Origin of the sequence: Pararobbsia alpina (assembly GCF_965118125.1) — a bacterium.
GTDB classification, from domain to species: Bacteria; Pseudomonadota; Gammaproteobacteria; order Burkholderiales; family Burkholderiaceae; genus Pararobbsia; species Pararobbsia alpina_A.
This window is the reverse complement of record NZ_OZ221288.1, coordinates 1,888,249-1,902,427: the sequence shown is the minus strand read 5'-3', so window position 1 is coordinate 1,902,427 and position 14,179 is coordinate 1,888,249. Positions and strand designations below refer to the sequence as shown.

General features: G+C 63.6%; 14 protein-coding genes. 5 read left to right on the top strand and 9 right to left on the bottom strand.

Annotation, left to right across the window (positions count from 1 at the left end):
* Entirely contained in the window at positions 1–1,533 is a 1,533-nt protein-coding gene (locus tag ACMFWR_RS26565; protein ID WP_413195366.1) for an efflux transporter outer membrane subunit, read from the top strand.
* Between the two features lie 160 nt (positions 1,534–1,693).
* A complete protein-coding gene (locus tag ACMFWR_RS26560) occupies positions 1,694–2,323 on the top strand; it encodes a DUF2239 family protein (protein ID WP_413195365.1) in 630 nt (209 codons plus the stop codon).
* A gap of 106 nt (positions 2,324–2,429) precedes the next feature.
* Here the strand turns inward: ACMFWR_RS26560 and ACMFWR_RS26555 are convergent, their stop codons facing one another.
* From ACMFWR_RS26555 to bla, 9 genes are all read right to left on the bottom strand, one after another.
* Entirely contained in the window at positions 2,430–2,651 is a 222-nt protein-coding gene (locus ACMFWR_RS26555) for a YXWGXW repeat-containing protein (protein ID WP_413195364.1), read from the bottom strand.
* Positions 2,652–2,716: 65 nt separating this feature from the next.
* The gene (locus ACMFWR_RS26550; protein ID WP_413195363.1) at positions 2,717–3,865 is read right to left on the bottom strand and encodes a DUF1501 domain-containing protein; all 1,149 of its coding nucleotides are present in this window, start codon (positions 3,863–3,865) and stop codon (positions 2,717–2,719) included.
* A gap of 5 nt (positions 3,866–3,870) precedes the next feature.
* The gene (locus ACMFWR_RS26545; RefSeq protein WP_413195362.1) at positions 3,871–5,478 is read right to left on the bottom strand and encodes a DUF1800 domain-containing protein; all 1,608 of its coding nucleotides are present in this window, start codon (positions 5,476–5,478) and stop codon (positions 3,871–3,873) included.
* 210 nt (positions 5,479–5,688) lie between these two features.
* Positions 5,689–6,261, bottom strand: a complete 573-nt coding sequence (locus ACMFWR_RS26540) for a periplasmic heavy metal sensor (protein ID WP_413195361.1) — start codon at positions 6,259–6,261, stop codon at positions 5,689–5,691.
* Positions 6,258–6,689 carry a hypothetical protein gene (locus ACMFWR_RS26535; protein ID WP_413195360.1) on the bottom strand — a complete coding sequence of 144 codons (432 nt, stop codon included), beginning with the start codon at positions 6,687–6,689 and terminating at the stop codon, positions 6,258–6,260. The genes ACMFWR_RS26540 and ACMFWR_RS26535 overlap by 4 nt, the downstream gene beginning before the upstream one ends.
* Positions 6,686–7,246 (bottom strand): RNA polymerase sigma factor, encoded by a 561-nt coding sequence (locus tag ACMFWR_RS26530; protein ID WP_413195359.1) that lies wholly within the window; start codon positions 7,244–7,246, stop codon positions 6,686–6,688. Before ACMFWR_RS26530 ends, ACMFWR_RS26535 begins: the two co-directional genes overlap by 4 nt.
* 214 nt (positions 7,247–7,460) lie before the next feature.
* Positions 7,461–7,568: a lipoprotein gene (locus ACMFWR_RS26525; protein ID WP_413195358.1), complete on the bottom strand. Its 108-nt coding sequence runs from the start codon at positions 7,566–7,568 to the stop codon at positions 7,461–7,463.
* 13 nt (positions 7,569–7,581) lie between these two features.
* On the bottom strand, positions 7,582–7,884 hold the full coding sequence (locus ACMFWR_RS26520; RefSeq protein WP_413195357.1) for a hypothetical protein: 303 nt from the start codon (positions 7,882–7,884) through the stop codon (positions 7,582–7,584).
* Positions 7,885–8,246: 362 nt separating this feature from the next.
* Positions 8,247–9,164, bottom strand: coding sequence for a class A beta-lactamase (bla, locus tag ACMFWR_RS26515; protein ID WP_413195356.1), 918 nt, complete (start codon positions 9,162–9,164; stop codon positions 8,247–8,249).
* Positions 9,165–9,568: 404 nt separating this feature from the next.
* Here bla and ACMFWR_RS26510 point away from each other — a divergent pair, with 404 nt between their 5' ends.
* The 3 genes from ACMFWR_RS26510 to ACMFWR_RS26500 all read left to right on the top strand — a co-directional run bounded on the left by ACMFWR_RS26510 (position 9,569) and on the right by ACMFWR_RS26500 (position 14,177).
* Positions 9,569–10,810, top strand: a complete 1,242-nt coding sequence (locus ACMFWR_RS26510; protein WP_413195355.1) for a hypothetical protein — start codon at positions 9,569–9,571, stop codon at positions 10,808–10,810.
* A gap of 386 nt (positions 10,811–11,196) precedes the next feature.
* Positions 11,197–12,168: a hypothetical protein gene (locus tag ACMFWR_RS26505; RefSeq protein ID WP_413195354.1), complete on the top strand. Its 972-nt coding sequence runs from the start codon at positions 11,197–11,199 to the stop codon at positions 12,166–12,168.
* Positions 12,169–12,359: 191 nt separating this feature from the next.
* The gene (locus tag ACMFWR_RS26500; protein WP_413195353.1) at positions 12,360–14,177 is read left to right on the top strand and encodes a chloride channel protein; all 1,818 of its coding nucleotides are present in this window, start codon (positions 12,360–12,362) and stop codon (positions 14,175–14,177) included.
* The last annotated feature ends 2 nt before the right edge of the window (positions 14,178–14,179 follow it).

Below are 14,179 nucleotides of genomic sequence, written 5' to 3'. Positions count from 1 at the left end.
ATGAGCGCGCGCGACGCCAGCTCGTTACTGCGTGCATGGCTCGGCGTCGTCGTGTTGGGGAGCTGCGCCCTGACCGCCTGCACGCTGGGCCCAGACTATGCACGCCCCAAGGTCGATGTGCCCGCGAACTTTCGCTTTGCTGATACCGAGGTGTCGCAAACGGCCAGTCCGGCGTGGTGGCAACAGTTCAATGATCCGGTGCTCAACGACCTGATTGCGACAGCGTTGGCCAACAACAAGGACGTCAAGGTGGCAGCGGCGCGCATCGACCAGTTCCGCGCGCAGTTTGTCGAGACCCGGTCGCAACTGTTCCCGCAAGTCAGTGCGGGTTTTGACGCGCAGCGTCAGCGCTTGCCGCAGTCTCAGGCCTCACTGCTGCCGCGCGGGGTCAGTCCGGTATCGAACTCATTCGACGCGACGCTCGGCGTGTCATGGGAGATCGATCTGTTCGGGCGCATTCGTCGCGAGACGGAGTCGGCGAATGCGAGCCTGCTGTCGAGTGTCGAAGCCCGGCGGGCGACGATTCTGTCGCTGGTCGCATCGGTCGCGTCGACTTACGTCACGCTGCGTGCGCTCGATGCGCAACTCGATATCGCCAAGGCGACGACGGAAAGCCGCAAGAGTTCGGTCGACGTCTTCACGCTGCGATTCAAGGGCGGCGAAGTGTCGCAGATGGAGCTCGCGCAGAGCCAGTCCGAATATGAGGCGTCCGCCGCCACGATTCCGCAGCTCGAGTCGCAGATCGGGCAGACCGAAGACGCCCTGTCGATTCTGCTCGGACAGAACCCCGGATCGATCGCACGCGGTCGCCCGATCGATCAGCTCGAGGCGCCGGTGTTGCCCGCGGGACTGCCTTCCGATTTGCTCGAGCGGCGCCCCGATGTGCTCGAGGCCGAGCAGAATCTCGTGGCCGCCAACGCCTTGATCGGCGCCGCGCGAGCGCTGTATTTCCCGCAGATTTCGCTGACGGGCGTGCTCGGCACGGAGAGCGCGCAATTGTCGAACCTGTTCACGGGGCCGACGAAGTTCTGGAATCTCGCCGGCTCGGTCGCGCAGCCGATCTTCACGGCAGGCAATATCACAGGGCAGGTCCATCAGGCTGAAGCGCAGCAACAGCAAGCGTTGTACACGTACGAAAAGACGGTGCAGTCGGCGTTTCAGGAAGTCGACGACAACCTGATCGGCCTGCAGAAGTCGCGTGAGCAATTGGGCTCGCAGAGCAGGCAGGTCGATGCGCTTGCGACGTATGCGCATCTTGCCCGACTGCGTTACGAAGGTGGTTACACAAGCTATATCGAAGTGCTCGACGCCGAGCGGAGTCTGTTCAGCGCGCAGCTGAGCCTCACGCAAACGCGGGGCACCGTCCTGACATCGACGATCAATCTCTACAAAGCCATGGGCGGCGCCTGGGTGCTCGATGCGGAAACGCGCACCGAGCAGTCGGCCCAGGCATCCACTGAAGGCGCGGGCGACGGCGCTTCAGCGACGCCTGCATCACCCGCTGCGGCATCCGGTGCCGCGATGCCTCAATAGCGCCCGTTCTGTGGTGGTGCCTCCACGGCGGAGGGGCGGCGGGGCGGCGGGCGTCGGTGCCGTCATGGCATTAATTTACCCGGGTGATATTGCACACCAATTTATATCCGGGTATTATTCGCCTCGAATCCAAAACGCGAACTACGAAACGAGGCGCGATATGACCGACTTTGCCGAACGGGGCGACTACACCAGTTTTGACGGAATGCACTGCATCGCGACGGGATCGAAGGCCGAGGTCGCGATCGCTGTGCGACGCGCGACAGACGCAGGCGCGGCGGGCCCCGTGCTGATCTTCGATAACGCGACAGGCCGCTCGATCGACCTCGATCTTCGGGGCTCGGAGACACAGATTCGCAAGCGCTATGTTGACGCGGCGCAACCCGGGCAAGCTGGCAGCACCGACGCTTCGGAAGGCGTCGAACCATCAGCAGACGATAGCGAACCGGCGGAACCACGAGGGCGCGGACGACCCAGGCTCGGCGTCGTGGCCCGCGAGGTCACGCTGCTGCCTCGACATTGGGACTGGCTCGCGACGCAGCCGGGTGGCGCCTCTGTCGCGCTGCGCAAGCTCGTGGAAGAAGCGCGCCGTGTCAATGCGGAACGCGATCGACTGCGCGACGCGCAGCAACGTGCCTACCACTTCATGTCTGCGATGGCGGGCAATCTGACAGGTTTCGAAGAGGCGAGCCGCGCACTGTTCGCGAATGATGGAGTGAAGTTGCGGGAGTGGACCGACGCGTGGCCCGAGGACGTCAGGCTCCATACCTTTCGGCTTTTGCAGGTCTGAGAGCGAGCGAATCCATCCATTCGATCGCTTCGTCTCCATCGGTAATGCGGCCGTGCGTGAGAAGAACCGACAGTGCGGCGCCCTTACTGGCGCGCCGTGCGGTCGATTAAACCCGGCGCCAGTGGCCCGGAACCCAGACCCACGCACCACCTTCCCACTTGTAGTGGCCCTTCACCCACACGAAACCTTCGCCCGGCGCGACGGGGACGACTTCGACACGTTCGGCCGGCATCGGCGGACGGGCGGGTTCCACGTAGCAAGCGCTGAGTAGCAATGCGCTTGCGCCAATCACGAATGCTGTTTTTGAGAGCGTCAGTTTTTTCATCATCGTTCTCCTTGTCGATGTCGTTGTTGCGGGATGAGTCGGGCGAGTGCCCTCTTTATGATTCGCCGTCACGCACGGACGATGCCTGTCATTGGCGTCGCCGATCCTGCGTGCGCGAATAACGTTGCCAGGGTGCGATGCGGATCGAGACCAAGACTCTCGCTGGCGGCACCGGCAATCAGTGAATCCAGCGCGCTGGTGGGTTTGAGATCGCGCCCTTCGTACAGATTGCTTTGCGACAGGCCCGGCCAGTCCGCAACCACGCGTCCGCCGTTGACCGCGCCGCCGAGCAGCATGGCCACCGAGCCCGTGCCGTGATCCGTTCCACCTGTGCCGTTGGCAGCGGCCGTGCGCCCGAATTCCGTCGCCACGACGACGGTCGTCTTGCCCCACGTCGTGCCGAGCCCATCGCGCAATGCGGCAACCATGGTATCGAGCGCCTTCAGCTGTGCGGCCAGTCGTCCGTTCTGCGCGCTATGCGTATCCCAGCCGCCCGTTTCGATCATCGCAATTCTCGGGCCATCGTCACGCGCGAGGAAACTCGCCGCGAGCTTGCCGACGCTCGCCGGGTCCTGGCGAGCACCTGCATCGGCGGGCAGCCCACGCGCCGTCATCGCGGACTGCCATAGCGGTCGCAACTGTGCGTCTTGTTCATACAGTTGCGACACACGCGTCAGCAGATCGTCGGGTGCCTGCGGCAGTCCGGAAGGCGCATACGAGGCCACATTGGCCGGGCCGCGCAAGGCCATCGGTACGGTCGGCGCGAATGCGATCGCGCGCTCGTGCGTCGACGGCAGCATGCCGGCAAGCCGGTTGAGCCATCCGTCCTTGGTCTGATACGGCGACGTGCCACCCGTTTCGAGCACGTTCTGGCCATCGAAATGTGACCGGTCGCGATACGGTGAAGCCACCGCATGAACGAACATCGCTTCGTGAGCGGTGTACATCGTCGCGATCTGCGCCAAAGAGGGATGCAACGCAAACGTGCCGTCGAGCTTGGGGGCCGACATCGTGTCGATAGCCAGCGCGCCGCGCAGAGAAGCGTAGGCGGGATCGGCATACGGAACGACGATATTGAGGCCGTCGGCGGCGCCGCGCTGGATCACGAACACAAAGCGTCGATCGGTCGCGACATTGGCGAATGCGATGTGCGGCGCGACGAGCATGGCGCCCGCACCTGCAGCGGCTACGCGAATGAAATTACGGCGGTTCATCATCGCCATCACCTCCGTTGGAAATCGGGCGATACGAGCAGCAACGCGATCGCGGTCGACGTGCTTTCGGCACGCGACACGGCAAGCGCCGTCGGTTCGCTGAGCGAGCCGGCAAGCAATTGCTGGCCGAGTTCGCGCGGGTCGGCACGATCGCCGAAACGTGCCGCGAGGCGTTGAGCCATTTCCACGCGTCGCACGAGTGCATCGGGTGCGGCCCAGCTTGCGGCGATATCGTCATAGCCGGCAGGCGAGCCCGGGCGCCATGTTTGCTGGCCGAGCTGCGTGAGGATCGGTGCGGCCTGCATCGTGCCGAGGTCGCGCACGCCGAGGCCGCGCAGCGAAGAGATTGTCCATTCCCACGGGGTCTTGAACTTGACGGCCGTGGGCGACCACGCCTGCGGCGTGTCGATCAGCGCCTGATACACCGTCGGCAGATCGCCGCCGCTGCGCATATAGGCGACGGCGATGTTCTCGACGGTATCGGGCGAAGGGCTGTCGGCGACAAAGTGGCGCGCGAGCTTGGTGGCGATGTGCTGTGCCGTCGCAGGGGACGTCGACAAGTCATGCAGGATCGCGAGCGTTTGTCCTTCACCGGCCTGGTCGTAGCGGCGGCCCATGATCGTGCGCACACCGGGCTCATGCACGTTGGGTCGAAACACGAAGCTTCCGGGGGCGGCGTTGCCGGGCTGAGGGCCCTTTGCACCCGCGATGCTCCAGCCCGTCATCGCGCGCGCAAATTCGGTGACGTCGTCCTGCGTATAACCCGTGCGCACACCCAGCGTATGCAGCTCCATGATCTCGCGCGCGAGGTTCTCGTTGAGACCGCGCTTGTGTTGCGGGTCCCTCGCCGCGGCACGCAGGGCCGCCATGCTGTCGGGACCGATCGACGTGTTCTGATCGAGAAACAGTTGCATCGCAGGGTGGCGTTCGACGGCAACCAGCATGTCTTCGAAGCGGCCGAGAACGTGCGGGCGGATGGCCTCGGCTTCGAAGGCGCCAGCGTAGGCGGCCACCTGTCCCTTGTCGACCGATACGGCGAAGTGGTTGGACCAGAAATGCACCAGCCGTTCGATGAATGGCGTGCTTGTCGTCAAGGCGCTCAGCACGCGAGCGTTGACGGCATCGCGATAGGTGTCGCGCGCTTCCATGCGCACCGCTTTGTTGGCGGCCTGTTTTTCTGCCTTGTTGCTTGCCTCGTCGCGTTGTGCGAGAGGCATCTGCGGTTCTCCGGGCATCGCGCCGCGAAACGGGTAGCGATTCCAGGCAGCAGGCCCAGGGGCGGGGTTTGCGGAGCCTGACGCCATGGCGTGCGGGTTGGCGTTGGTGCCGCTGCTCGAACCACCCGCAGCCGGAGCATTGTTGGTCGGCGAATTTGCAACGTTGTTCGCTGCGCTCGCCGCATTGGCCATGGCTTTCTCCCGCTCCTCGGCGAGATCCATCGTGATCGACAGACTCGACGGTTGCGAGGCCCACGCCGGTGGCGCCGGATCGTACTGATGCATTTGCCCGAGCAGCCAGCCTTTCGGGTCGGCCGGTATCGGGTCGCCGGCGCGTGCGCCAAGGCCGAAGCGGTTCAACGCGATAGCGCCGGGGCTCAGCGTGGGGTCGATCGCCATGTTCATTCCTTCGATGACGCGTGTGTCGTGTGCGCGATGGCACCGCTGTTCAAGCGGTTATCGGCACGCGTGCTTACAGAAAGTCGCTGGTGACCTTTACAGTTCGCCAACCTTTGCAGGTCAGGAACGAAGCAAACAACGGTCACCTGCGTTTTCCTGAGCGTTTAACGCGACTCCCCATCAAAAGCCGTCGCGCGAAGATGTAAAAATTTATTCGCTCGCGTTTTGCGAGGGCGAAGAAGGGGACGAGGGGGCGATGCTTGATGCGGGAGGAACGACATGTGCGAAGTCAGGTTCTGACGCAAGGCGCGCTTGTTCTTTCGGAGTCAGGCGCCACTGCCCGCGGTGCTCGAGCCCCTCGACGAACTTGCGACGTTCGTCCGGGGTGAGCGTGACCGCGAAATCGACCACGCTCTGTTCAACGCTCGTGCGCACGGCGACGTCGGCCTGACGCGCATGCTCGAGCGCTGCTTCGACGGCTGCCCGATCCATTTGCGGCGCCGACAGCTGACGCATCACCTCGATGCGCTCGTCGCGCGCCTCGCGCGCCGACTGCCGTGCTTCGCGGCGGGCGAGCTTGATGCCGTCCACGAATTCGCGCTGGCGTTCGCTCGACAGGCCTTCGGCCGCGAAGCGCAGCGCAACCGGCTGCTGTGCCGCAGTAGCACGAACCTCACCCCGCGTGCTGAACCATTGGTAGGCACCGCCTGCGATGCCGCCCAGCAAAAACACGTTGAGCACGAGCGAACCCACGAGTATCACTTTCCATCCGCGACCGTTCATTCGTCGCTCCACTCCGATGTCGGGCCACCAAAGCCCGTGGTCATATACGACGACTCATGCGTGGCCGTCGGCGTTGCTGTCAGCAAAAAGAAAGAGACGGCGAATGCGCCGGCGAGCCCGCCGGCCAGGCCGACGCCCACGCCTGCCGCCGCGAAGCCGGACCAGCGCATGCGAGGGCGCCGCCAGAACATCCACGACCGAGGTGTCGGCGCGCTCGCGACGATGCGATCGAAGAGTTCGGGTCGTGCGGGCGTGAGACGATCGGCATCGAGCCACGCATCAAGCGCCGCCGATTGCTCGAGCAGTGCGTCGGCCTCGGCACGGTGTTCCGCTGCATAGGCGCGCGCGGCGTCGCGCTCCGCATCCGGCCAACGGCGCGCATCGGCGCCGTAGGCTTCGACGATCGTCCTGAAACGTTCTGGCGTCATGGTGTGTCCTTGCCGGATTCGCTCTCGGCGAGCAGGTCGCGCAGGTTCCGGCGCGCACGAGACAGGAGGCTTTCAAGCGCTTCGACTGTGACGCCCATCAGCGCCGCAGCGTCGGCATTCGACAACTCCTGGTAGTAATTCAGCACGAGTGCCTCGCGCTGCCGCGACGGCAGCTTTGCGAGCGCGGCCTTGACGTGGGCGTCGCGTGCGCGTGCCTCAAGCTCCGCATCGGGCGGTGCACTGGGGTCGGCTTCGTCGGGGATCTCGTCGACGGGCGTCGGCCGGTGGCCACGCAACCGGTCGTAGCACAGATTGATCGCGACGCGATGCAGCCAGGTGTCGAAGCGTGCTTCGCCCTCGCGCCAGCGCGATGCATTTTCCCAGACACGGATGAACGCGTCTTGCGCGACATCCTCCGCTTCCATACGGTCTCCCAGCATGCGTGTGGCGAGCGCAAGCAGACGCGGCAGCTTGCGCGCGACGAGCGCGCGTATGGCTGCCGGTTCCTGCTTGCCGACACCGGCAAGCAACTCTGCATCGGGGTCGCGTTCGCTCAACGTCGGTCGCTCCGATGCAGGCCCGGGTGGCGTCGCACCGTGAACGGTGCGTGATCGCTTCGCCCGGGCTGTGGCGGCTTGCGTTTCGCCCACGCAATGGCAGTGCGTGTGGCGATCAACGGCGTGTTCACGTGCCGTGGCTCCCTTCTTGGTGTTGTTATGGTTGAAGCCGCACGGCCTCAACGTTCAGGCGGGCAAGCCGCCTGAACCGTGCTCAATATACGACCAGTGCCGGCCGCGAATAATAAACAGGGCGAGCCGGGACGACGACGCAACCGGCGAGCGTCGTCGCAAGCAAAGCGAGCAACAGGAGCCTTTTCATCGTGGTTTGCTCCTTATCGCGCCCAGTGACCCGGGATCCAGCGCCAGTTCGGACCGCGCGGCGCCCAGTGACCGGGGATCCAGCGATAGCCGACCCGCACCGGTTGCCAATGACCGGGCGCCCACCCGTACTGGCCGTGCATATAGCGCCAGTGGCCCGGATCCCATATAAAGCCGTCACGCGGCGGCGGTGGCGGCTCAACGCGGGCCGGCGGCGGTCCCATGGGGGCGATGAGGACTTCCTGCGCAAGCGCAGCGCTTGCACTCAGCGCCGACGCGGCGGTCAGCGCGGCGAGCATCAGGGAACGAAGTTTCATGCGGCTCTCCAAAGTACGGGTTTCAAGGGTTTGATGACTTGAACGGAGCGAGTCGCAAAAATCCGTCGCGCTGAAGCGAATTAATTTGGGATGGGTTTGGAGCCCGCTGCCGCAGCGACTCTCGAGAGGCGCCAACTGCCCTTAGGGCGCCGTCGGCCTGCGGCTTCGGGTGTCAAGATGACTCCAAATATACAAAAGTTAGCGAAGTTATCTCCGAAGCATAACTTTGCTAACTTCTGTATATGTGTCGCCACAACTCTTTGGAGAATGCCCCCACGTTTCCGCTCTTCGACGAATTCATGAAACGCATCATGCCGGGCGATGACTGGCGAACCGAAGCGTCCTGACGCAGTGAACGCCCGTTAACCGAAGGCGTGGGACACGATGCGAGCGGCTGACGCAAGCACGTCGTCGCGGGCGGGTGCATCCGTGCCTTTTTCCGGTTGGGTGTAGTAGGTCGCGATGACGAGCGGTGGCCGCTCGGGCGGCCAGGCCAGACCCAGGTCGTTGGTCGTGCCGTAGTCGCCGGTGCCGGTCTTGTCCGCGACTTCCCATGTCGAGGGAACGCCGGCTCGTATGCGTTTCCCCCCTGTTGTATTGCCGCGCATCCACTCCACCAGTTGCCGACGGCTGTCGGGCGCGAGCACGTCGCCGAGGGCGAACTTCTGAAGCAGCGCCGCCATGGCCGCGGGCGTCGACGTATCGCGCGGATCGCCCGGGATCGCTGTGTTGAGCGTCGTTTCAGTTCGATCAAGTCGAAACGTCGTATCGCCGACCGAGTGCGCGAATGCGGTCACGGCTTCGGGGCCGCCGATGAGGCGCAGCAATGCGTTCGCGGCAGAATTGTCGCTGTACTGCAGCGCGGCCGCGCAGAGCGCGGCCACCGTCATGCCTTCGCCGAGATGCTTTTCTGTGATGGGCGAGTACGAGACCATCTCGGCTTTCGTGTAGTCGATGTGGCGGTCGAGCAAACCGGGCTCTGTCTCGTTTCGCTTGAGAACGGCCGAACTCAGCACGACCTTGAATGTGCTGCAGAACGCAAAGCGTTCGTCGGAGCGATATCCGGCCCGGGCGTTCGTTGCCGTATCGGTCACTGCGACACCCAGTCGTCCCCCCGATGTCCTTTCAAGTGCGGCGAGTGCGTCATGGATGGTTGCCAATGTCGCATCGGGATTGGCCGCCCGCGCAGGCACGTACCGGAGAAGCGGGGCAAGGATCGCAGTGACCAGAAGCGAGCGGCGAGTGGGGGACACGGGGCGTTGAGAGACGATTCGAGTCATGTCTTCGAGAGCGTGAATTCAAGGAACGGCGATCGTTGCGCTATTTTCGCTGCAACCCTGCGGTAGAGAAAGTCGATCGAGTTAGGCAATTTGTGTCGGGCGACCCGTGAGACCTTCGTGAGAAGAATCTGAATTCGGGAGCGCCGTGAATGTCCTTAGATGTCGGCAGTCTTCAGCGGTGCGTTGTTGCCTCGCTGATTTGTCAAGAGCCGGGTTCGACGGCAGGCTTTGGATCGTACGCCTTGCGTGCGCTGCAGTCCGTGTTGGGACGAAACTCGATATTGCGCACGAGCATCTGTACCGATGAGACGAGGGCTTCTGGTGTTGAAAGTGTACCGGACGATGATGCTCACTTGATCGAGGGGGATCACGGGTCATTGTCGGGTTGGTCGCTGGTCACCGGGATGCGATCCGTGGTCTCGGCGGTCTGGACGTGGTTTGCCGGCGAAAGCGAGCCTGGCACGAATCCCTGTGCGTCGTCCGACGCCTCGACACTCGATGTCACCGGATCGTGCGATGGATGGACGCTCGCACGCGAGATCCGGACCACGTTCGAAGCATGGATCGACGATAGTGAGGACGTGGAAGCGGCCGAGGTGCCATCAAAGTCTCCGACGGTAGCGCCACGTCAGGCCGCGCCGCAGTCCGCAGCGCGGCCCGTCAACGCCAGTCCCGGACAGAAGGCGGCGCATCCGGTCCAAGGGTGGGCCAAGCTGTGCGACCCGGCGAATGCAGAATGCGAGACCCCACGTTTCAACGTCGCGCAATGCTTGTTGAATATCGATCAGGCGCTGACTTTCCCGGACGTCCCCGCTAAAGAGATCCGTGATGTGCTGCTGTCAGGCAGAGTCGTCAAGGACGTCAACATACCTCCTGCGTTTTTGAATCACGGACTGCCGTCTCGGCTGAACGTCACGCGGCAATACGTCAACGCGCTTCGCACCGCTTGCGAGAAGCAGTGTGTGGATCCGGCGGATGTCTTCAACGTGGTGTTTGGATTCGCAGGCCGCGCGCTGCGTATGGATGAGTCCCACGCGCCCCCCTACAGCGCGCATGAAGATATCGGAACCGATGCCATCGTGGGTCGTTTGCTATCGGACAAGGTTCGCATCCGTGAACCGGCCGATGTCGATGCCGCAGCCGCGCTCGCTGTGGACTTCGCCTCCCTGCTCGACACTGCCACCCGGCTGAGCGGCAGGCAGTGGAACGACCTTCGTGCCGCAGGCGCTGGCGCTACGCCCACACGGCATCTGTTCGGCGTTCGCGGATTCTTCGAAAGGCTTGGCTGCACGCAGGCGAATCCCGGCAAGGGCGTTTGGATGCATGAAGTCATGAGCAACGCGCTCGATGCGTTGGGGTTGAACGTCGGATCGGAGTCTGATCCGACGGAGCCAGGTTCGCTTCGCTGGAAGATCACGCCGACGCCGTACGTGATGAAGTCCCGAGAGGACGCCGTCGCGAGTGTTCGCGACGCGATCCATCGCACACTCGCGGCGAGGCAGATTGCGTGGGAGCCGCGGGTCAGTGGTGAACCGCGGGCACCGAAGCCGCGCGGCCTCATGGCGCACATTCGATTCGCCTTTTCTCGCATCGCAGCGTTTTGCAAGAACCTCTTCGTGCGTGTGCATCATCCGCACGCACACTGACTCTTTTCTTTTGAACGGAATGGAACAGAGCTATGCCAGGAAACAGTCCCAGTGTTGGCTCCTGGACTAAGCGCTTCGTAGCAACCTGGGTAGCGAAGGAATTCGAAACTACCAGGTCGGCGTTCAGGAACACGATAAAAGAGATCAAGGAAATGGCGCAGGAGGCAGGCACCTGGAGAGCGAGTGGTGTCACAGGACGTCCGACGTCCCGCTCGGATTCCGGACCCACCGCCGGAGCAGGCGCTACATCGGCGCAGAAGGGTTCGTGCGGCGACGCGCCATCTGAGAACGATAGGCTGACCCGCCTGGCAGCGCGAATACGATGCGGCCTGACGCTCGAGACAACATTCGAGCCCACCGGGAACCCGAAGAGCGACATCCGAACCATGCTGCTGGCGGGTCCTGAGTTGAGGGAGGCCTTGACGCCACCCCAACAGTCGCGTCGCGACTGGGGTGAACAAGTCGCGCTTCTGACGCGATATGTATTTCGCCTCGGCCTTGCGCTCGACAACGGATGTATCAGTGGCCTCGACGCAAACAATGTGATTTTCGGTATCGACGGGCGGGCAGCCCGCTTCGAGGAGAGCGATTCGAGCGAAGCGCCCGGACGCGCTATCGATTTGGGCACCCCGTCGATCATGTGTCGCCTGCTGTCCGACGATATCGTGACGATTGCCCCCACCGATCCCGAGTACACGGCCGCGCTCGCCGTGAGTTTCGTACGCACGCTCGAGGCGTTAAGTCGGGCTGGCGGTGAGACACCGCAAAGGCTTCACTTCCCGTGCGCCGAATCTGTCGGCCCGGCGCCGCAGTCGGCCAGGCGAAGCGTATTCGAGCAGCTGGGGTGCACGTCCCGAGATTCCGGGATCCACATCTGGATGCACGAATGCGTTGCTGAAGCACTGAAAGCGATGGGTAGGGAGCTGCTGATACTACGGGATGCCGAGGATCCGGAGGCGTTCCGATGGGCATTGGTGGCCGCTGCGGGAGCGCAGCCGCAGATGTCCGACGCGGCGTCGATTGCTGTTGTTGCGAGGAAGCTTGCTGACGAATCCCGACGGAGGATGGAGGCTTCCCTCCGGTCGTGCGAGCGTGAAGCGCAAGCATTCGGACTACCACAGCGAGGGATGTGCGGCGTGGCGTCGCAAGCTCCAATCCACCAGTCGGCCGACGAAGGATCACGAAGGCCGCCGCCCGGTGCGTTTCACGTGCCACAGGAGAAGCGAGGTTTCCGCGCGCGCCTCCGAGTGATGTGGGTCCGAGTTTCCGGGTTTGTGAAGGAGACCGTCGTCAAGCCGGTGATCGAATGGTGGCGAACCCTGCTTTCCGGGAAATCATCCGCTAGATCTCAACGGTAGAGGCCTCTGACTCCGCCACTCGTCGGGCGGCGGAATCGCGGGATTCGTACGGTGTTGTCGTCAGTCACACGACTCCTGACCGCACCCCGCCCGTCCTTCGCAGGCCAAATTTATATCATGTTATGATGTAAATCCAATTCGCCGTGGCGAATTGCGTCTTGATATGACCATCGCAAAACGGAGAGCGGGTAGTGCAAGAGCATGCTTCACGCGGCGATTTCGCCGCAAACGGGCGCCTATTGAGAATCGCCGTGATTGCGGCGGTCATCGGGGCGCTGAGCACAGGGACCGCCTGGGTCCTGCTGCATCTGATCAGTTTCTTTACGAATCTGTTCTTCTACGGGACATTGTCGTTCGACGCACAATCGCCCGCACAGAACCATCTGGGCCCGTGGGTCATCGTCGTTCCCGTGATCGGCGGTCTGATCATTGGCCTGGTTGCTCGCTACGGCAGCCCGGCCATTCGCGGTCACGGCATTCCCGAGGCGATCGAGGCGATTCTGTTCGGCAAGAGCAAGATGTCGCCGAAAGTCGCCGTGCTCAAGCCGCTGTCGTCGGCCATTGCGATCGGCAGTGGCGGACCGTTCGGCGCGGAAGGCCCGATCATCATGACGGGCGGCGCGGTCGGCTCGCTGATTGCTCAGTTCTTCCATCTGACGGGCGCCGAACGCAAGACGCTGCTCGTGGCAGGCGCGGTGGCGGGCATGACGGCGGTGTTCGGCACGCCGATCGCCGCCGTCTTGCTTGCCGTTGAACTCCTGCTGTTCGAACTGCGCCCCCGCAGTTTGTTGCCCGTGGCGATTGCCTGTGCGGTTGCCGCATTTGCGCGGCCGCTGATCCTGGGCGCCGGTCCGCTGTTTCCGCTTCAGACGGCGCCGCTTGGCACGATCGGGCTGGTGTCGTGCACGATCGCCGGCCTGCTTGCGGGTGCACTGTCGCTCGCGTTGTCGACGTCGCTCTACAAGATCGAAGATCTCTTCGGCAAGCTGCCGATTCACTGGATGTGGTGGCCTGCGATCGGCGGCATTGCCGTGGGTGTCGGCGGCTATTTCGAGCCTCGCGCACTGGGTGTCGGCTATGACGTGATCGGCGACTTGCTCGCCAGTCATCTCGCCGTGTCGTTTGTCGTGGCACTGATCGTCGTCAAGGCGATCATGTGGGTGATCGCACTTGGCTCCGGAACATCGGGCGGCGTGCTCGCTCCGTTGTTGATGATGGGTGCGGCACTCGGCGCGGTGCTCGGGCCGTATCTGCCCGGCGGCTCCCCCGGTCTGTGGCCGCTCGTCTTTATGGCCGCGACGCTCGGCGGCATGATGCGCGCGCCGATCATGTCGGTCATCTTCGCGTTCGAGTTGACCCACGACCTCAACGCGTTTGCGCCACTGCTCCTGGCGTCGGCCGTGTCTTACGGATTCACGGTGCTCGTCATGCGCCGCTCGATCCTGACAGAGAAGATCGCACGTCGCGGGTACCACATCTATCGCGAGTACGGCATCGACCCGCTCGAGCGGCATTTCGTCGATGAAGTCATGACGCGCGCGCCGGTCGCAATCGATGCCGAAATGCCGCTCGACGCCGCACTCGAGACGCACTTCGGCCGCGCGCAGAAACATCGCGCGTATCCGGTCGTGCGCGGCGAGGTTCTGGTCGGCATGGTCGATCGTGACGCCGTGCTTGCAGCGCGGCACACGACGACGGCCACCACGATGGGCGAGTTGTTCGGGGTCAATGTCGCGCCTGCAGCGCTTGCGACTGAAACCCTCAAGACGATTTCGACCCGGCTCGCCGTACACGGGCTCGAAAGGTTGCCCGTGGTCGACGACCCGAAACATCGCCGGCTTGTCGGTATCGTCAGCCGATCGGACCTCGTCAAGCCGTCCTTGAATACCTTCGAGGAAGAAGAACGCCGCGAAGTGTTTCGTTCGCCGATGTTCTTCTCGGGCGCGCCGCGCGCGGCGCAGCGCCCGACCGCTGCGACGAGCCCTGACGCGTCAGCGGGCAAGCATTGACG

Coding starts and splice junctions, on each gene's coding strand:
- ACMFWR_RS26560 (WP_413195365.1), top strand. CDS start 1,694: ATGACCGACTTTGCCGAACGGGGCGACTACACCAGTTTTGACGGAATG.
- ACMFWR_RS26520 (WP_413195357.1), bottom strand. CDS start 7,884: ATGAAACTTCGTTCCCTGATGCTCGCCGCGCTGACCGCCGCGTCGGCG.
- ACMFWR_RS26565 (WP_413195366.1), top strand. CDS start 1: ATGAGCGCGCGCGACGCCAGCTCGTTACTGCGTGCATGGCTCGGCGTC.
- ACMFWR_RS26510 (WP_413195355.1), top strand. CDS start 9,569: ATGCGATCCGTGGTCTCGGCGGTCTGGACGTGGTTTGCCGGCGAAAGC.
- ACMFWR_RS26535 (WP_413195360.1), bottom strand. CDS start 6,689: ATGACGCCAGAACGTTTCAGGACGATCGTCGAAGCCTACGGCGCCGAT.
- ACMFWR_RS26555 (WP_413195364.1), bottom strand. CDS start 2,651: ATGATGAAAAAACTGACGCTCTCAAAAACAGCATTCGTGATTGGCGCA.
- ACMFWR_RS26540 (WP_413195361.1), bottom strand. CDS start 6,261: ATGAACGGTCGCGGATGGAAAGTGATACTCGTGGGTTCGCTCGTGCTC.
- ACMFWR_RS26525 (WP_413195358.1), bottom strand. CDS start 7,568: ATGAAAAGGCTCCTGTTGCTCGCTTTGCTTGCGACGACGCTCGCCGGT.
- ACMFWR_RS26545 (WP_413195362.1), bottom strand. CDS start 5,478: ATGGCGATCGACCCCACGCTGAGCCCCGGCGCTATCGCGTTGAACCGC.
- bla (WP_413195356.1), bottom strand. CDS start 9,164: ATGACTCGAATCGTCTCTCAACGCCCCGTGTCCCCCACTCGCCGCTCG.
- ACMFWR_RS26505 (WP_413195354.1), top strand. CDS start 11,197: ATGCTGCTGGCGGGTCCTGAGTTGAGGGAGGCCTTGACGCCACCCCAA.
- ACMFWR_RS26550 (WP_413195363.1), bottom strand. CDS start 3,865: ATGATGAACCGCCGTAATTTCATTCGCGTAGCCGCTGCAGGTGCGGGC.